The organism is Sutcliffiella sp. NC1, assembly GCF_027594365.1.
Taxonomy (GTDB): domain Bacteria; phylum Bacillota; class Bacilli; order Bacillales; family Bacillaceae_I; genus Sutcliffiella; species Sutcliffiella cohnii.
Genome location: NZ_CP115153.1, coordinates 1,000,056 through 1,018,952 on the forward strand (window position 1 = coordinate 1,000,056; position 18,897 = coordinate 1,018,952).

Annotated in this window: 18 protein-coding genes and 1 riboswitch; of the genes, 12 read left to right on the forward strand and 6 right to left on the reverse strand. The window is 35.8% G+C overall.

The annotated features are described in order from the left end of the window. Positions 1 to 5: 5 nt before the first annotated feature. Together O1A01_RS05020 and O1A01_RS05025 are read right to left on the reverse strand one after the other, a co-directional pair. The gene (locus O1A01_RS05020) at positions 6 to 1,172 is read right to left on the reverse strand and encodes a hypothetical protein (protein ID WP_066419453.1); all 1,167 of its coding nucleotides are present in this window, start codon (positions 1,170 to 1,172) and stop codon (positions 6 to 8) included. A gap of 318 nt (positions 1,173 to 1,490) precedes the next feature. After that, complete coding sequence (locus tag O1A01_RS05025; protein ID WP_066419454.1) at positions 1,491 to 1,886, reverse strand: hypothetical protein; 396 nt, start codon at positions 1,884 to 1,886, stop codon at positions 1,491 to 1,493. 186 nt (positions 1,887 to 2,072) lie between these two features. Here O1A01_RS05025 and O1A01_RS05030 point away from each other — a divergent pair, with 186 nt between their 5' ends. Beyond that, on the forward strand, positions 2,073 to 3,572 hold the full coding sequence (locus O1A01_RS05030) for a bifunctional GNAT family N-acetyltransferase/carbon-nitrogen hydrolase family protein (protein ID WP_270066375.1): 1,500 nt from the start codon (positions 2,073 to 2,075) through the stop codon (positions 3,570 to 3,572). Between the two features lie 33 nt (positions 3,573 to 3,605). On the opposite strand, the gene O1A01_RS05035 is transcribed toward O1A01_RS05030, so the two are convergent. Next, positions 3,606 to 4,628 carry a LysM peptidoglycan-binding domain-containing protein gene (locus O1A01_RS05035; RefSeq protein ID WP_270065719.1) on the reverse strand — a complete coding sequence of 341 codons (1,023 nt, stop codon included), beginning with the start codon at positions 4,626 to 4,628 and terminating at the stop codon, positions 3,606 to 3,608. Between the two features lie 210 nt (positions 4,629 to 4,838). Then, positions 4,839 to 5,261, reverse strand: a complete 423-nt coding sequence (locus O1A01_RS05040; RefSeq protein ID WP_066419457.1) for a DUF4395 domain-containing protein — start codon at positions 5,259 to 5,261, stop codon at positions 4,839 to 4,841. Positions 5,262 to 5,496: 235 nt separating this feature from the next. Between O1A01_RS05040 and glpK the strand changes: the two genes are divergently transcribed. The 5 genes from glpK to O1A01_RS05065 all read left to right on the forward strand — a co-directional run bounded on the left by glpK (position 5,497) and on the right by O1A01_RS05065 (position 11,541). Further along, positions 5,497 to 6,987, forward strand: coding sequence for a glycerol kinase GlpK (glpK, locus tag O1A01_RS05045; RefSeq protein WP_270065720.1), 1,491 nt, complete (start codon positions 5,497 to 5,499; stop codon positions 6,985 to 6,987). Positions 6,988 to 7,247: 260 nt separating this feature from the next. After that, positions 7,248 to 8,987, forward strand: coding sequence for a phospho-sugar mutase (locus tag O1A01_RS05050; protein WP_270065721.1), 1,740 nt, complete (start codon positions 7,248 to 7,250; stop codon positions 8,985 to 8,987). 151 nt (positions 8,988 to 9,138) lie between these two features. Beyond that, the gene (locus O1A01_RS05055; RefSeq protein ID WP_270065722.1) at positions 9,139 to 10,284 is read left to right on the forward strand and encodes a GAF domain-containing sensor histidine kinase; all 1,146 of its coding nucleotides are present in this window, start codon (positions 9,139 to 9,141) and stop codon (positions 10,282 to 10,284) included. Then, positions 10,281 to 10,916: a response regulator gene (locus tag O1A01_RS05060; protein WP_270065723.1), complete on the forward strand. Its 636-nt coding sequence runs from the start codon at positions 10,281 to 10,283 to the stop codon at positions 10,914 to 10,916. Before O1A01_RS05055 ends, O1A01_RS05060 begins: the two co-directional genes overlap by 4 nt. Positions 10,917 to 11,010: 94 nt before the next feature. Beyond that, a complete protein-coding gene (locus tag O1A01_RS05065; RefSeq protein WP_270065724.1) occupies positions 11,011 to 11,541 on the forward strand; it encodes an NADPH-dependent FMN reductase in 531 nt (176 codons plus the stop codon). Between the two features lie 166 nt (positions 11,542 to 11,707). Here O1A01_RS05065 and O1A01_RS05070 read toward each other — a convergent pair whose 3' ends face one another. Next, on the reverse strand, positions 11,708 to 11,968 hold the full coding sequence (locus tag O1A01_RS05070; RefSeq protein ID WP_066419465.1) for a YhdB family protein: 261 nt from the start codon (positions 11,966 to 11,968) through the stop codon (positions 11,708 to 11,710). 176 nt (positions 11,969 to 12,144) lie between these two features. Between O1A01_RS05070 and O1A01_RS05075 the strand changes: the two genes are divergently transcribed. The 3 genes from O1A01_RS05075 to mgtE all read left to right on the forward strand — a co-directional run bounded on the left by O1A01_RS05075 (position 12,145) and on the right by mgtE (position 14,277). Next, entirely contained in the window at positions 12,145 to 12,471 is a 327-nt protein-coding gene (locus O1A01_RS05075; protein WP_270065725.1) for a DUF3889 domain-containing protein, read from the forward strand. A 60-nt stretch (positions 12,472 to 12,531) separates the two neighbouring features. Beyond that, positions 12,532 to 12,696: riboswitch (M-box (ykoK) riboswitch) on the forward strand. 60 nt (positions 12,697 to 12,756) lie between these two features. Continuing rightward, positions 12,757 to 12,879 (forward strand): hypothetical protein, encoded by a 123-nt coding sequence (locus tag O1A01_RS05080; protein ID WP_268874283.1) that lies wholly within the window; start codon positions 12,757 to 12,759, stop codon positions 12,877 to 12,879. 48 nt (positions 12,880 to 12,927) lie between these two features. Beyond that, a complete protein-coding gene (gene mgtE, locus O1A01_RS05085) occupies positions 12,928 to 14,277 on the forward strand; it encodes a magnesium transporter (RefSeq protein WP_270065726.1) in 1,350 nt (449 codons plus the stop codon). A gap of 26 nt (positions 14,278 to 14,303) precedes the next feature. On the opposite strand, the gene O1A01_RS05090 is transcribed toward mgtE, so the two are convergent. After that, positions 14,304 to 15,164, reverse strand: coding sequence for a sulfite exporter TauE/SafE family protein (locus O1A01_RS05090; RefSeq protein WP_270065727.1), 861 nt, complete (start codon positions 15,162 to 15,164; stop codon positions 14,304 to 14,306). A 198-nt stretch (positions 15,165 to 15,362) separates the two neighbouring features. Here O1A01_RS05090 and O1A01_RS05095 point away from each other — a divergent pair, with 198 nt between their 5' ends. The 3 genes from O1A01_RS05095 to O1A01_RS05105 all read left to right on the forward strand — a co-directional run bounded on the left by O1A01_RS05095 (position 15,363) and on the right by O1A01_RS05105 (position 18,751). Further along, on the forward strand, positions 15,363 to 16,775 hold the full coding sequence (locus O1A01_RS05095) for a SpoVR family protein (protein ID WP_066419472.1): 1,413 nt from the start codon (positions 15,363 to 15,365) through the stop codon (positions 16,773 to 16,775). Between the two features lie 188 nt (positions 16,776 to 16,963). After that, the gene (locus O1A01_RS05100; protein ID WP_066419473.1) at positions 16,964 to 17,467 is read left to right on the forward strand and encodes a winged helix-turn-helix domain-containing protein; all 504 of its coding nucleotides are present in this window, start codon (positions 16,964 to 16,966) and stop codon (positions 17,465 to 17,467) included. A 6-nt stretch (positions 17,468 to 17,473) separates the two neighbouring features. Continuing rightward, positions 17,474 to 18,751, forward strand: a complete 1,278-nt coding sequence (locus O1A01_RS05105) for an MFS transporter (RefSeq protein WP_066419474.1) — start codon at positions 17,474 to 17,476, stop codon at positions 18,749 to 18,751. Positions 18,752 to 18,897: the final 146 nt, after the last annotated feature.

The following is an 18,897-nucleotide window of genomic DNA, read 5'->3' on the forward strand; positions in this document are numbered from 1 at the left end:
TCCTCCTATAACGTTTGAACAATAATTCCAGCAATCACAACGGATGCTACTGTTACAGTAGTGAAGCCTCCAATTAACATCGGCGGAACTAATTCGTCAAAAATTGCTTTTTCTTCTTCTTTATTTCTAGCCGCACTTCGAGCTGCCTCTTCACATAAAATGTAATCTGCTGGAAAGCCGAATAATGCAGTTAATGCGACAGGCATTCCTTTCAGTGGATCCCATTTTACTAGTTTAGAAACAACGTATCCACCAATACAAATGCCTAACGTTCCAATAGTTAAAATTGCTAATATAGCAGGAAGGTTCTCAACTACTTGCTGTGGGGTAACTCCACCCATCGTACCGATAACAACGAAAAGAATTCCAATCATTGTGATAGTAAAAGAATTTGATTTTTCTAATGTACGTGGTTCAAATATACGGAGTTTTAAACCTACTATTCCGATTGCTAAGCACCATAAGCTGTAATGTACTGGAGTAATTTCTCCCAGTGCTACACCAATTGCAGCACCTACGAAAACGAAGAATAATTTTAATGTTAAGCTAGATTTTACGGCACTAGCATTTTCTTTTGTTGCGGCACTTTCTTCATTAGCTTCTTTTAACATCGGAATAAAAGTACCGTCATCCATTTGCTTTTTTATTTTTATCGAATAGCGTCTCATGAAATTTAACGCCAGTGGCATCCCAACCACACCTTGAAAGGCAACGATAAGTGCTGGTATGATGATTAAACTTGTCATTCCAATTTCAGTTAACTTTTCAGACGTTATAATTAAAGCAACGATGCCGCCCGTTACGGGGCCTAATCCTGCAACTGCTGTAGCATAATCAAAAAATAAAGGAATAATAGCGAGAATTAACGCGGCAGCAGTGATTAGTCCTCCTAATGAAATTAATACAGCCTTTATTTGACTCTTTAATAATGAAAAAGGTATTAGAGTTCCCATATGAAGAATTGCTGGCCCAATTAAGAGTGCTCCTAAAGCAGGGAACATTGCTTTGTCTAAAATATCTGCAGGAAATATTCCTGTCCATACACATAGTAAATATCCAAGCATTGCTGTAAGTAACATTGGGACTCTTGCTCTAGATATTATCGAAATCCATTCTCCAAGTGCAAGTAGTGCAAAGATAAGGGTGGTAGCGATTAGTGGATTGTCAATCATGCTGTATGCCTCCTATGAATGAAAATATGAATTAAAAAGTAATTCAAAATATAGCACCATAAAAAGAGATTGTCCACATGATTTTCAGACTTTTCCCACTGTTTCGGCACAGATATTTTTAAACTTTCAGTGAATTGTTATTCATTTGAAAGTTAAAGATTCTTACATAACAATATGTAAAGCGTTTACTAAAAAAATGTATAGTTTGTCGAAACTTGTCGAAAAAAATATTTATTTAGTATAGTTGATAAACAAAACAATAAAGTAATTTATGTATTAAATAGAAAAAGTTTGACATTAATATGTCAAACTTTCCCTTTAATACCATATGATTAAGAGTGCGAAAATTCCCATTGAACCTACAAAAGTTGGTAGTGTAATCGGCGGGCCTGCCATTACATTTTCTTTTCTAAACCCACCAGTTCGTTTGTTAATAGACTTCCAATGAAGTACCCCTCCATAAAAACCAACCGCTATTACGATGACAGAGAGCAGTGTATGTATCCAAGCGAGCCAATTATATGGGAATATTGCCGTAATTATAGCAATGATGCTTGCAAGAGGGAGACTCACGACGGGGATGTACATTTGCCAAGCGTGAAATCTTCCTCTACTGTGCCAAAGATAAATTTGTATCCATAGTGTAAAGTATCCGAAGCCTAATAATAACGTAAGTAATCTTGCTAAACTCCAAGAATCCCAACCAAGTATCATAAGAGCACCTCCTGAAGGTACATTTTCCCATTATTATTGTCACTTTCACATGAACTATTCAGCATAGTAATCGAATGAGTTTTGGAATACTGAAGTTAGGGAAAATAAAAAGTAGTAGATAGTTTGGACAAATAAAGGAGATGGACGGTTTTGTCAAAAATAGATTTATCAAAGTTTGAAAAGAAAATGATTATTCGGAATATGGAAGAAGAGGATATTGAACGGATAATTACGATGCAACATACATGCTTTCCAGGAATGATTCCATGGACAAAGGATCAATTAGAGAGTCATTTATCCATTTTCCCAGAAGGACAATTTTGTGCAGAGTATGACGGTGAAATAATTGGTTCTTGCTCCAGCCTTATTATTAATTTTGATGAGTATGATGATCGGCATACGTGGGATGACATTACCGATGAAGGTTACATAACAAACCATAATCCAGATGGATACAATTTATACGGAATTGAAGTAATGGTCCATCCAGATTTTCGCCGTATGAAGGTAGGGCATCGTTTATATGAAGCTAGAAAAGACTTAGCACGAAGATTAAATTTAAAAAGTATTATCATCGGTGGGCGGATTCCTAATTATCATAAATACGAGCAAGATATGACGCCACGGGAATATGTCAGACAAGTAATGCGCCATAAAATTTACGATCCGGTACTTTCTTTTCAATTGTTAAATGAATTTACATTAATGAGAATTAATCCTGGGTATTTGCCGGATGATGTTGCGTCGAATAAATATGCTACGTTGATGGAATGGAATAACGTAGATTTTGTTCCAGTGTCTAAGCGACACTTTAAAACCTCCTTTCCAGTACGGATTTGTGTTGTCCAATATAAAATGAAGCAAATTAATTCTTTTGAAGAATTTGCAACACAAGTGGAATATTATACGGATGTTGCTTCGGATGCAGGATCAGATTTTGCGGTTTTCCCAGAAATTTTTACGACACAACTTATGTCCATTTTACATGAAAAAGTTCCGAGTAAAGCGGTGCAACGTTTAACAGCATTTACGGAACAATACATTCAATTATTTACGGATTTAGCCGTTAAATATAATGTTAATATTATCGGTGGTTCGCATTTTGTTGAAGAGGATGAAAAAATATATAATATCGCTTATTTATTTCGCCGTGACGGTACGATTGAAAAACAATATAAACTTCACATTACCCCTAATGAACGTAAATGGTGGGGAATAAGTCGAGGAGATCGAGTAAGAGTATTCAATACTGATTGTGGAAAGATTGCCATTCAAATATGTTATGATATCGAATTTCCAGAGTTAGCTCGAATTGCAACAGAAAAAGGTGCCAATATTATTTTTTGTCCGTTTAATACAGAAGATCGCCAAGGTTATTTACGGGTTCGCTATTGTGCGCAAGCAAGAGCGGTTGAAAATCAAATTTACACCGTAATCGCAGGAACATGTGGTAATTTACCACAAGTGGAAAATATGGATATTCAATATGCACAGTCAGCCATATTTGCACCTTCTGATTTTGAATTTGCTCGTGATGGAATAGTAGGAGAATGTAATGCCAATATAGAAATGGTAGTCATAGGTGATGTAGATTTAGAAATATTACGAAGACAAAGACAGTCAGGAACAGTACGTCAACTAAAAGACAGACGAAAAGATATTTATTCCATAAAATATAAACAATAGAAAGCTCTTCTTTGAGAGCTTTCTATTGTTTCTTTAAAATCGATATTCAATTAATGAGGGGTTAGCGGAATCTTGATAAATGATAGTGATTACTGCTCCGCTATAGAGGTCGAATGCTTTTCCAGTCCCATACGCCACTCTTAGGACAACAGGTTCGTCATAACCACTTATTAGTAATTCAATCGTGCTATTATCAATTGCCCCGACAACATCAGCATCTACTTTATATAAGTTAGGAGCTTTTATCGTTAGTTTTTGGCCAATTAGAACGTAATCATTTTTCATATTGTTTGTTTTTTTCAGTGATTCAACGGAAATTTGAAATCTTTTCGCAATATTCCACAATGTATCTCCTGGTACAACTGTATATGTTCCACTTTCTACTTTTTCTCCATAAAAAACAGATTGACTGCCTTTTGGTTGGCTAGTTGAATTTTTCACTAATGACAATGTTTGACCTACATAAATAGTCGAAGAAGTTAAGTTGTTTGCTGCCTTTAATTCATCTACAGTTAACCCATTTTTTCTTGCTATTGAAAATAAAGTATCACCTTTCGTTACTACGTGAGTTGTTTTCGGAATTTGTAAAGTTTGGTCAACTTTAATTATGTTGTTTTGCAACCCGTTGTAGTCTTTTAATTGTTGAACTGTAATGCCGTACCTTTTAGCAATAGAATAAAGTGTTTCACCGTTTTTAACAATATGAGAATGAGTGCTATTATGACCGGAAACGTTTTCTTTTGCTGGTACTTTTAATGTTTGTCCAACTTTAATCGTGTCAGTTTGTAAGTTATTAGTTTCTTTTAATTCTTTTACAGAGACTCCATAAGTTCTTGATAAAGAATAAAGAGTGTCCCCTTGTACTACTTTATGATTGCCTACCGACTTATCGGCTAACATATGGGTTGTTCCAAATGTTATGAAAGCACTAGCAGCTAAAATACCTGCAATAATAAAACTTGTAACTTTCCTTTTCTTTCTTCTTCTTTCTAGTACTTTTGATTTTTGAATGCGTTGCTTTCTAGATGTTGTAATAAGCTTTTTTTCTTTTTCCAACTTTTCCAACTCCCTTGTGAAATTTATGGACTTATTAGCAAAATTTGTCGAATAATCCACCAACTATTTCGGAAGAGGTTAAGTGTTTATTGGGGTTGATTTTTAAAATGAGTCTTTCTGTTTAGAGGAATGATTTAAATAGGTATTTTGGAAGGAGGTGATTCAATAAAAAAATAGGTAAAAAGCTGCTATTTTTTTAGCAGCTCTTCACTATCCGTTATTTTGTTGTCTTTTAAATTGATATTGCTGCCATTGAAATCGTATAAAACATCCAACACAAAAGCCTAAATTTGCAACAAGAGCGGCTAGACCTACCATGATTGCAAAGATGAATCCAAGTGTCGGAATTCCAAAATTAAAGCCAATAAGTGAAATCCCTAAACATGTAACTGCAATTGTTTGATTAAATTGAAGTTGTGCGATTTCTTCTTGAGGATAGGAAGATTTATGTTTTCTTAAAAATTGTGATCCAATTAAAATAATAGGATTCTTTTTAAACAACAACCCGATTATTCCAGTGATAAAGGGAAGCAATAATAGATTGTATAACCCCGTACTTAATGAAAGAAGAACAATAATGAAGATAAACCATTGATTTAGCGTAACTAATGGTATCGGAACAGTTTTATTCATACTAAATGCACCTACTTATATCGGAATACTTATATTTTACTCGCACATATATATATTGTTCAACTTTTATGTACTTATTATCATTACAGTTGTTACTTGTAGCTATCCAATTTAAAATGGAAATAACAACTTATTATGTGACATTACGAGGAGTAGTCCACCATATGATAATAAAAAACCTTACATAATTAATTATTCATTATAGAAAAAACTTTCAAATAAGGGGAGAGTAAGAGTGGGGAAATTTATTTTAGCAATAGATCAAGGAACGACAAGTTCAAGAGCTATTATTTTTAACAAAAGTGGAGAAATCGTCTATAGTTCTCAACGTGAATTCACTCAATATTTTCCGAAAAGTGGTTGGGTAGAACATAATGCTAATGAAATTTGGAGCAGCGTATTATCATGTATAGCATCGTGTCTTTCTGAATCTGGTATAAAACCTGAACAAATTGTAGGTATTGGCATTACAAACCAAAGAGAAACAACCGTTGTATGGGACAAAAAAACCGGCAAGCCTGTCTATAACGCAATTGTATGGCAATCTAGGCAAACAGCCTCTATATGTAATGAACTGAAAGAGGCAGGATATGAGGATACAGTTCAAAAGAAAACAGGTTTGTTAATTGATCCTTATTTTTCAGGAACAAAGGTAAAGTGGATATTAGATAACGTAGAAGGAGTAAGGGAAAAAGCAAATAAGGGAGAAGTACTATTCGGTACGATAGATAGTTGGCTTATTTGGAAACTATCTGGTGGGAAAGCCCATGTTACTGATTATTCAAACGCATCTAGAACGTTAATGTATAATATTCATGAATTGAAATGGGATGAAGAGCTATTGGACATGTTTACAGTTCCGGCATCTATGTTACCAGAAGTACGCGCTTCCTCTGAAATATACGCTCATACAGCTGATTACCACTTTTTTGGAAAAGAAGTACCAATTGCCGGAGTAGCAGGGGACCAACAAGCAGCCCTATTTGGCCAAGCATGCTTTGAAGAGGGAATGGCGAAAAATACGTACGGGACCGGTTGTTTCATGTTAATGAATACAGGAGAAAAGCCAGTAGAATCCAATCATGGCTTATTGACGACGATTGCATGGGGATTAGATGGCAAAGTGACTTACGCCTTAGAAGGTAGTATATTTATTGCTGGTGCGGCTATTCAATGGCTTCGTGATGGATTGAACCTAATACAAAGCGCGGAAGAGTCAGAGCAATATGCCAATAATGTAGTTTCTACGGAAGGTGTTTATGTAGTGCCAGCTTTTGTAGGGCTAGGAACACCTTATTGGGATAGTGATGTTAGAGGGGCTGTATTCGGCATTACGAGAGGTACGTCAAAGGATCACTTTATCCGTGCGACGTTGGAGTCGTTAGCATATCAATCGAAAGATGTACTTAGTGCAATGGAACAAGATTCATCGATAACGTTAAAAACACTACGTGTCGACGGAGGTGCTGTGAGAAATAATTTCTTAATGCAATTTCAAAGCGATGTGTTACAAGTGCCGGTAGAGCGCCCGGTAGTTAATGAAACAACAGCATTAGGAGCAGCCTATTTGGCAGGTTTAGCAGTTGGCTTTTGGAAAGGTAGGGAGGAAATTTCAGAACAATGGAAGGTTGAAAGTTCCTTTGAACCTAAAATGAAAGTAGATGAACAAAAATCTCTATATGAAGGTTGGAAAAAGGCAGTAAACGCTGCAATGGCTTTTAAGTAAATGGTTTTCTGAGAAGAGAACAACAACTAACAAATATAAGTATTTACTTGTGTCTGTTAGCTTGTTCTTTTTTTGTAGATAAATACAGACAAACAGTAGAAACTTTACATGAACACGTAAAGCCAAATTAACATTCAATAATTGACACTTTTTTAGTATAATGATGGGGATTGCATTATTTGTCATTAAATATAAGCAGGAATTAAATAAGAAATAAAGAAAAAGTACATATTCATGAGCAATGAAATGGAGGAAGTAAAATGAGTTGGACTAATAAGTACGAATTATGGGAAAAGCATACAAATTTAGACGATGAAATGAAGCAACTGCTACAAGCGATGAGCGAGGATGATAAAGCGAAAGAAGAAGCGTTTTATAAAAACTTAGAATTTGGAACAGGAGGTATGCGTGGGGAGATTGGTGCAGGAACGAATCGCATGAATGTTTATACAGTACGAAAGGCTTCAGAAGGTCTTGCTAAATATATTGCTTCATTTGGTGAGGAAGCAAAAAATCGTGGGGTTGCGATTGCATATGATTGTCGACATAAATCACCAGAATTTGCGATGGAAGCAGCTAAAACGATTGCTAGCCATGGAATCCAAACGTATGTGTTTGAGAGTTTACGTCCAACACCAGTATTGTCGTTTGCAGTTCGGTATCTTCATGCTTTTTCAGGTATTGTTGTTACTGCAAGTCATAATCCTCCAGAATACAATGGTTATAAAGTTTACGGCCCTGACGGCAGTCAATTACCACCTCAAGAAGCAGATGAGGTAATTGCAAAAGTAGATGAAGTCGAAAACGAATTAACGATAGAAGTTGCTTCCAAAGAGGAGTTAATCGAAAAAGGATTAATTAAAATGATTAGTGAACCAGTGGACTCTGCCTACCTTCAGCAGCTAAAAACAATTACGCTACATCCGGAACTTGCAGAAGAGATAGGAGATAAAGTAAAAGTTGTGTTTACACCACTTCACGGAACAGCTAACCTTCCTGTAAGACAAGGATTAGAGGCACTTGGTTATAAAAATGTTCATGTTGTAAAAGAACAGGAAGTTCCAGACCCTAACTTTTCTACTGTTCAATCACCTAATCCAGAAGAGCATGCTGCTTTTGAGTTAGCTATTCGTGACGGGAAAGAAATAGACGCAGATTTACTTATCGCAACAGATCCAGATGCAGACCGTTTAGGTATAGCAGTAAAAAATGAGCACGGTGAATATGTCATTTTAACTGGAAACCAAACAGGGGCACTGTTTTTACATTACTTACTATCAGAAAGAAAGCAGTTAGGCTTGTTGCCAAACAATGGAGTTATGTTAAAAACAATTGTTACTTCTGAATTTGGTAGAGTTATTGCCGATAGTTTTGGTGTTAAAACGGTTGATACGTTAACAGGGTTTAAATTTATTGGAGAAAAAATCAAACAATATGAGGAAACAGGCGAATATACTTTCCAATTTGGCTATGAAGAAAGCTACGGAAGTTTAATTGCAGACTTTGCACGTGATAAAGATGCTGTACAAGCAGCAATAATGGCAGTGGAAATATGTGCTTTCTATAAGAAACAAGGTTTAACAATATATGAAGCATTAATGAGCTTATATGAAAAATATGGCTATTATTTAGAAGGACTTCGTTCTCTTACATTGAAAGGGAAAGATGGGGCAGAACAAATTGCAAACTTACTGGCAACGTTTCGAGCTGAACCTCCAACTGAATTTGCTGGTTTAACAGTTAATGTAACAGAAGACTATAATAAACAAGAAAAGGTAAATGTTCAAACTAGAGAAACAAGTACTATTCAATTACCAACTTCCAACGTGTTGAAATATTTCTTAGAGGATGGATCATGGGTATGTATGCGTCCTTCAGGTACAGAACCAAAAGTGAAATTTTACTTTGGCGTACAATCCAATACATTAGCTGAAAGCGAACAAAAACTAGAGAGTATTGCTACTGATGTTATGGAAAAAGTAAATCAATTATTAAAATAGTGCTTGTTAAAAAGCTAAGCAATTAGTAAAAGAGGTCAGAACTATTCTGACCTCTTTTTTCGGTCTAAAGTCTTAGAAAAAACTCGACTAATTTATAAGTTAAAACAGTAGTACTGATTGTTATAATAGAAATAACGAATGGTAAAGGGGTATGGGAGAAGTGGATGATCAACGTATAAGTGAATTAAAGGCATTAAAAGTAATTGCAGAATCTTTAAACCAAGCAACTGAATTATCAACTATGCTTTTAGATGTTCTAAAAGAGCTATTAGCTATTATGAAGTTAGAAACGGGATGGATTTTTTTAATAGACGAAGAAAAAGGGACTTATCAACTCGCGGCAGACTATCAATTACCAGAAGCGTTATCGAATAATAAAAAGAAAGTTATGTGTGAAGGTTCTTGCTGGTGTGTCAATAAATATAATCGTGGAGCTCTTCAAAAAGCAACGAACATTATGGAATGTAAACGATTAGAGGATGCCGTCGAAAATCATTGGGGAGATACGAAGGGGATTACTCACCATGCGACAGTGCCATTAACCGCAGGGACGGAGAAGTTTGGTTTGTTAAACGTTGCTTCTCCAAATAAAACACAATTCACGGACGGAGAACTAGCATTATTAGAATCGGTAGCATATCAAGTCGGAACAGCGATTAAAAGAATTAAATTAACTGAGAATGAACAGCGCCTTACTGTTATAGCTGAAAGAAACCGACTAGCCCGAGACCTCCATGATTCCGTAAATCAACTATTATTTTCCCTAATGCTAACAGTACGTGGAACGAAAGAAATGACGCAGAATCCTGAGTTGATAGAAATGTTAAATTATATGCAGGAATTATCGCAAGAAGCGATGAGCGAAATGAGAGGACTCATTTGGCAGCTTCGTCCACAAGGATTAGAAAACGGTTTAGTTAGCGCCTTGCTCCATTATGGAAAAGTATTAAGTATTGAAGTAGATGCACATGTGACAGGTGTTTTAGATATACCAAGTGAAATGGAAGAATGCCTGTGGCGAATAGGACAAGAAGCGTTAAATAATTGCAAAAAGCATGCAAATGTTCAAAAGGTTACTATGCATGTCTTAAAAGAAAAAGATGAAGTAACATTAACGATTGTAGATCATGGTGATGGTTTTGAATGTAGTAATATGGAGGACTTTCCATCATTAGGTATAGCGAGTATGAAAGAACGAGCGGAAATTTTACAAGGTACATTTAGTTTAACGAGTAAGCTTGGTGCCGGTACAACCGTAAAAGTAACCATTCCATTTGTGAAGGAGGGAATGAAATGATTAAAGTTTTAATTGCTGATGATCATCATGTTGTTCGTCGAGGTTTACACTTTTTTTTGAAAACACAAAAGGACATTCAAGTAATTGGGGAAGCAAAAGACGGTGCAGAAGCAATTAACCTCGCAGACGAGTTAAAGCCTGACATCATATTAATGGACTTGCAAATGCCTGTGAAAGACGGAATAGAGGCAACAAAAATTATTGTGGAAAAACACCCTCACATAAAAATATTAATACTAACAAGCTTTGCTGATCAAGACCATGTCATTCCTGCTATAAAAGCAGGTGCTGCAGGTTATCAATTAAAGGATGTAGAGCCTGATGAGCTAAGTGCAGCTATTCGTGCTATATATCGTGGTGAAAGCCAGCTTCATCCAAAAGTAACGTTTCACGTAATGTCTCACTTATCGAATGAAAACGAAGCACCTCAAAATAAATTAAAAGAATTAACGAAAAGAGAATTAGAAGTTTTACATGAGATCTGCAAAGGGAAAAGTAATAAAGAAATTGCAAGTAGTCTTTACATTACAGAAAAGACGGTTAAAACTCACGTATCAAATATATTAGCGAAACTAGAACTAGCGGATCGAACACAAGCAGCGTTATTTGCAGTGAAATATTTGAACGATTAAAGCTTTTGACCTAAAATGATTCATGTCCTTTATCCTATACAAATACTTAGAGGACGATTGTTATACTGAACATATTGGAAAGGAGTGGCTAGCGATGGAAATAGTAGTAATAAACGGAAGTCCACGTAAAGCGGGAAGAACGAGAATTTTAGCTACGTTTATCGAAAAGGAGTTCAATGCAAAAATAATTGACCTTAGCGAAGAAACGTTGCCTTTATATAACGGAGAAGAATATCAAGGAGAATTAGACCATGTTCGCGCATTGCGAGATACGGTAAAAAAGGCAGATGCCGTTATATTAACTTCTCCAGAGTACCATTCTGGCATGAGTGGTGCATTAAAAAATGCTTTAGATTTTTTAAGTAATGAACAGTTTGCGCATAAACCTGTAGGATTAATCGCAGTAGCTGGAGGAGGAAAAGGGGGAATAAATGCCCTTACAAACATGCGCACAGTAGGTCGTGGCGTATATGCTAATGTTATACCGAAACAGCTAGTGCTAGACCCGCACTGTTTTGACCGTGAAAATTATACGTTAACGGATGACAGTAAGTTACTTGTAAAAGGTGTTATAGATGAACTAAAGCTATATTACAAAATGCATCAATACGTTGAGCAAAAGTAAACATCCTATTTTTAGGGTGTTTTTTTCTTTTGTTTACAAAAGTAGTGCAATGAACTTCGGAATGTGGTTCAACAGAGGGGAAAAGTCAGCATAAATTTCAGCGGAGCAAAACCCTACCCTCATTCAGATGTCTAACAAATAAAAAAAAGGAAGGCTAAGCGCCTTCCTACATATTCACGTAATCGTGACTTGTTTCTTCATCATAGTGTGTTGTATTAATTTGAACAGCATGATCGATATATCTCAGCAACTGGTAAAGGTTTTGTTCGATAACTTGATGATCCCGGGAAAAGTTATACGAATGTAAAAAGTGTTCAATATGTTTGGAAAGAAAATCATCTTTTGTGCGAACCATAAGGATAAGTAAGTTATCCCATTCTGATCGGTGTGTGTAGTATAATGCACGATCATAGTCAATCGTGTTCATCTCCGCCATACCTCCTTTGTGAAGGAGTTGATATTATATTGCCCGCTTATTTAATTTTTTTCACGTTGTAAATGTTGGTCTAATCGCCAAACAGTTTCTTACGTATAAAATTATCGTAATCAAATGATGGGATAAGGTGCAAAATAATAATGAAAAAAAAGAGTGGGAGGCCAAACATGATGAAGAAAAGTGCTGTTGCATCATTATTTATTGCTACTTTATTAATAACGATGGTCGGAAACGTTGCTTTTGCACAAGAAAGTAATGATTATGAGAAGTGGGGAAGAATTGCAGTTGAAGTTGCGAAGGAAAGCTACGGAGCGGATGTGGAATTTCAAGATTATACTTATGTAGGGCGTGAAGAACTATCGGAAAAAGAAGCGAAAGATACATTTAAACTAGTAGGGAGTAACGGGCAAGAAAAATTTGAAGTAGTTGTTACGTTAGTGTTCGATAAAAAGACAAAACTTTTAAAACAATTATCACTTGAAGAAAAAAGGTAAGGAAAGGCATTGACAAAGTGTTTTTTCACGATGTAGAGTATTAGGTGTGAAGAAAAACCTATATGCCTTCGTTAGGTGAGGCTCCTGTGTTGGAGATACGCTGCTGCCCAGAAACGTCCAAAGACGCCAACGGGTCAACAGGGACCATCGATATAAGGTGGCTTTAATGTAGCTGGGATTTACCCTATGCCACACAGTGCTAAAGCTCTACGAATGGGGGATGAGTTCGTTCTATATTTTTGTGCGCGTATACCACCTTCATTCAAATAGAAGGTGGTTTTTTGCATGAAAGAGGGTATAAGAAAGATGGAGGTGGTTATGAAAATGGATATCGGCCCAAGTCGAAGGAGCATAAAGGATCGTAACGAACATATTTATTTTCATATTCATCTCTCGATGAGGAAATAATAAAAGTTCTAAACATCCTTTATCATATTTGAAAAGGAGGGGAAGAACATGGTGAAAAATTTAACAGAAAATGAAATTATCATCAATGTTATTAAGTACATTAAAGAAGGTAAACGGAAAGATTTTCAAGAAATAATTGATGAGCTGCAACCATATGACGTTGCCTCCATTTATCAGCAATTACCAGAAAAGCATCGAGTAAGATTCTTATCATACATGTCCGATGAAGAGCTTACATCATTTATTCAAGAGTTAACACAAGAATTACAGCTGCAAGTATTCCAAAAAATTGGTGTTGAGAAATCAGCCAAAATAATGGATATGATGGATAACGATGATCTAGCGACTCTTTTCCATGAAATGGAGCCAAAAATTAAAGAAGCATTCCTTTCTAAAATGGATGAAGAGGAATCAACTGCCGTACGTGATCTAATGAAGTATGAAGCGGAAACTGCTGGTCGTATTATGACAAACCGCTTCGTTTGGATTCCTAGTCATTACACGGTTATGGAAGTAGTGGCAAAGCTAAAAAGTTTTGCGGAAATCGCTGAAACAATTAACTATTTATATGTTATTAATGGGGAAAAGAAACTAGTCGGAGTTGTATCATACCGTGATTTAATATTAGCGGATGCGGACGAAAAAATTGAAGACATTATGTTTAGTCGTGTTATCTCTGTTTCGGCCGATACCGACCAAGAAGAAGTAGCTAATATTATTGGTCGTTACGACTTTTTAGCAGTTCCAGTAATTGAAGAAGATGGTACGCTTGTCGGTATTATCACGGTCGATGATGTCATCGACGTTGTAATACAAGAAGCAAATGAGGATATTGAAAAGCTTTCTGCATCGGGTAAAGATATTGATTTTGATACGAAAGCATGGGTTGCATCAAGAAGAAGATTACCTTGGCTTATTTTACTTCTATTTATCGGTTTAATTTCAGGAAGTATTATAAGTAACTTTGAAGAAACATTAGAAGCTGTCGTTGCTTTAGCATTTTTCATGCCAATGATTGCAGGAATGACAGGAAATACTGGAACTCAGTCACTTGCTGTTGTAGTACGTGGATTGATTACGCGTGAGATGGATATGAAAGTAGCAACGGGATTAGTTTTAAGGGAACTTCGTGTTGGAATTATCATCGGAATTACTTGTGGTATTTTAATTGCGATTATTGCCTGGGTATGGTTACCTGACCCAATGTTTGGTGTCGTTGTTGGAATATCTTTACTTTGTACATTAATAATTGGTACGTTAGCAGGTACAATTATTCCACTTATTCTATATAAACTAAATGTAGACCCTGCGATTGCATCAGGTCCACTAATTACGACGTTAAATGATATTATCTCTTTATTTATATATTTTGGTATAGCAACAGCACTTTTATTGTAAAAAGCTAGGGAGCCTCCCTAGCTTTTTCACGTTATTGCTGCTAACCTTTTTTGTTTAAAAAGCTGAACTAATAATAGTACATTAACAAACAGAGTATAGATGGAAAGAATCCAAAAGCCGACAGTGTTGAGCTGAATTAACTTTAATGCCAAGCTAATAAATGTGGTGATATAAAGAAATCCAAGTAAATGTTGAATCCTTTTTTGTTGGAAAAAAGACGTAGCCTTTGCTCCTAAAGGAGAGCCTAACAAAGCCCCGGTAACTAAAAAGAATGCGACTTCCCATTGTATTGGTGTATTTACTACATATGTAACAAAACCAGTAGAGACGATGAAAAATACTGCTACTAAACTAGTCGCAACCGCTTTTTTAGAAGGCAATCCGAAAAAAGTAATAAGCAAAGGAACTAAGAAAAAGCCACCACCAACTCCGAGTGTTGTGGAAAGAAATCCTGCCCCTATTCCTAATATGATTAACTTCCACTTACTAGCTCCTACTGACGTCTTGCTTGTGACATTTTTTTGTTTCTTTAACATGCTATAAGAGAAATAAGTTAAGAGAATTAAATAAAATGTTGGAATAACAGTCGTATCCAAATTGTTGCTCTCTAGCCACCGTACAAACGGATAGGCTACCTGAGTAGCAATAGCTCCACTAATTCCGACAATAATAGCTTCTTTCCATAAAATATTCTTTAATTTGTAATGGGCATACATTCCTGCGATAGAAGAACCAATCGTATAAAATAAGCTAGTTGTGATCGCTTCAATAGGGCTAAATCCTAAAAGTAATAACAGTGGTGTTAGAACAAATCCACCACCTATGCCGAAAAAACCAGAAAGCATACTAATGCAAAAGCCGATTACAATTAAAAGGACATAATCCATGAATACACTCCTCTCTATAGAAAGTATACCACTACAGTAAATAGTATCCGTCTTTTATATATTTTTTTACGAAACGTTAAGGCGAATATAATAATGGTTTTACTTATTATTTGTAAAGCTAAATTATTTCAATAACGAAAGTTTCATGTTATCGACTTCTTGTTCATACATTGTTGTAAGAGGAAAGGAGAGGGTGAGATGAGACCGGAAGATGAAAAAGCGTTATTTTACGCTATCGATGAAATTACAGAAATAGCAAAAGGCTTTGGTTTAGATTTTTACCCAATGAGATATGAAATTTGTCCAGCTGACATTATTTACACATTCGGAGCGTACGGAATGCCAACGAGATTTTCTCATTGGAGTTTCGGAAAACAGTTCCATAAAATGAAGCTTCATTACGACTTAGGGTTAAGTAAAATTTATGAGCTCGTCATCAACTCGGATCCTTGCTATGCGTTTTTGTTAGATACCAATTCGTTAATTCAAAATAAACTTATTGTTGCGCACGTTTTAGCTCACTGTGATTTCTTTAAAAATAATAGTCGCTTCCAAAATACGAAACGAGACATGGTAGAAAGTATGGCGGCCACTGCTGAACGGATAAAACAGTATGAGCATGAATATGGCAAAAAAGAAGTCGAGACATTTCTAGATGCTGTCCTTTCCATTCAAGAGCATATTGACCCGTCCTTAGTACGACCAAAACTTGCCTGGAGTTTAGAAGATTTAGAAGAGGAGGAAGCTCCACATAAGCATTCTATTTATGACGATCTCTGGTTATTAGACGATCGTAACAAACCGAAGGAAAAGCCGAGAAGAAAGAAGAAGAGCCTTCCGCCCCAGCCTGAAAAAGACATTTTATTATTTATCGAGCAATACAGTCGAGAACTAGAAGAATGGCAACGGGATATTTTAACGATGATGCGGGAGGAGATGCTCTATTTTTGGCCACAGCTAGAAACGAAAATCATGAACGAAGGCTGGGCTTCCTTCTGGCATCAACGCATCTTACGTGAAATGGACTTAACGAGTGACGAGGCGGTGGAATTCGCTAAACTAAATGCGGGCGTTGTGCAACCATCACGTACTAGCATAAACCCTTATTATTTAGGATTGAAAATCTTTGAAGATATCGAAGAACGTTACAACAACCCAACAGAGGACATGAAAAAGGATGGAGTAGAGCCAGGTTCCGGTCGTGAAAAAATGTTCGAGGTGCGTGAAATCGAATCGGATATTTCGTTTATTCGTAACTATTTAACGAAAGACCTTGTTTTAAGAGAAGATATGTACTTATTCCAAAAGCAAGGGAAAGACTACAAAATTGTTGATAAAGAGTGGGTGCAAGTTCGCGACCAATTAGTGAACATGCGGGTAAATGGAGGTTTTCCATATATTACAGTAAATGATGGCGACTACATGAAAGCTGGAGAACTCTATTTAAAACATTGGTTTGAAGGAATTGAGCTTGACTTAAAATATTTGGAAAAAGTGTTACCATACATTTATCAGTTATGGGGAAGACCAGTGCATATGGAATCGGTTATTGAAGGGAAAAATGTAGTGTTCTTCTATGATGGGAAGACCGTGCAGAGGAAGTATATATAAAGATGAGCTGCTGAGAAATCAGTGGCTTTTTTTTATTGGTAAATTAAAGTGAGCACTGTAATTTAATCATAAAATCAGTAGCAACATTAATTTATTGGTAAGTATATACAATTGTTTAAAAATGTGATAATCTATATTTGCAGATTGATAATCTAAAAAAATAGATTAATTATGATAGGGGGATTTTCATGAACGATAATTCATTAAATGTATCAGTTGAACAAGCAAAATTACTTGGAAATGCACTTAGAATTAAAATAATTGGTCAGTTAATTGATAAACCAAAAACTTCTAAACAAGTAGCGGATCTGCTAAGAGAAACAGGTGGAAATGTACATTATCATATGAAAAAATTATATGAAGGTGGATTAATCGAGCTTGTGGAAGAAAGGAAGTTTGGGGGAGTTATAGAGAAGTATTATAAATCAAAAGCAAAGTGGTTTAACTCAGTAGGAGATACACAGGTTGACCCAGTGTTAAAAGATAACTATCTTTCAAAAGATTCTACCGCTTTAAGCCTTCGATTACATTTAACTCCTCAACAACAAGACGAAATAAAAGAAGAATTTAAGCAGTTTCTTGAGAACTGGGTAATGAAAACTTCTGTAAGCGACGGGACACAAACAGAGGAATACAGTATCGGTGTAAAAATAGTCTCTACAGAACTAAAAAGTGAAGAATATGGGGATTAACAACCTATGAGTATACTTTTAAATAGAAATTTTCTATACATGTTTTTAGGGAGAGTTGTAACAAATATTGGGGACACAATGTATGCAGTCGCGGCCATGTGGTTAGTTTCTGAATTAGGGGGCTCTACTTTTTATACTGGTTTGGCTGGGTTCCTTACTATCATACCGAGGTTTGTTCAATTTTTTGCCGGACCATTTATTGATAGAATACCAATTCGTCCCTTATTAATTATGACACAGTGCATTCAATCTATTCTTTTGTTAATCATTCCAATCGCGCATTACTTTGACGTAATAACAGTTACACTCGTTTTAATTATTTCTCCTATCATAACAACTTTTAATATGTTAGTTTACCCTGCTCAAATGGCGTCTTTACCTAAAATTGTAGAAAAAAAAGACCTAACAAAAGCAAATTCGCTTTTCACTTTTGCTTATCAAGGAATTGAAACCGGATGCAATGCAATTGCCGGCGTATTACTTGTAACAATTGGCGCAATTTCTATATATCTTATAGACTCTGTTATGTTTTTAATGGGGGCTATACTATTCTCCTTAATAAAATTACCTAAACCACAAAGAAAAGAAAAAAGTGATGAATCATTTATAGTACATTTTAAAAAGTATGGTGTGGAGCTAAAAGAGGGTATTAGTATACTTCTTAATAAGACATTCTCTAGATTATTGTTAGGAATCATCGCTATTAATCTAGTAGGTGGTGCCACTTTTGTTGTATTACCAGAATTCAGTAAACAACAAGGCGGGGCAGAAATTTTTGGCCTGTTATTGATGGCACAAGCACTAGGAAGTATTAGTGGAGCATTATTGACTCCGTATCTGAAGTTAGAAAAGTTTGGAATCGGAAAGGTTTATGCGACTGCATTTATTATAAGCGGTATTTTGTGGGCAATATCGGTTTTTAGCCCATGGACGTGGTTAATGATTGTAATTTACGGTCTAGCTTGGTTCCCAGGTGGGGTTACGAATATTTTAGTTAATACTTTTATACAAAGAGGAATACCAAAACATTTGTTAGGAAGAGTGTTCTCTGCATCTTTTAGTTTAAGTGGTATCGCAATGCCGATAGGGTCCCTTATTGGTGGCGTATTAGGTGTAGTAGTTGGAAGTGTATATATAATTTTTGTAAGCGGGGTAATCGTATTTTTCGTTGGAGTCTTTTGGATATTGGATAAGGTTACTCGATCGCTCCCAAAGTCAGAGGATGTTACAGAAACCACATTTATGAAAAAGCCATTACCGACTGTTGTGGCAAAAATCCGCTAATATCTCATATTTTTCCTCTATATTAGGTTGAACGCCCAAGAACTTTATTGATAATTAGCATAATCTTTATGGAAGACAGTAAAACATTCAACAAATGAGGAGGAAGTTGAAAAGTGTTGTCTAATTATCAAGATGTAAATTATAAT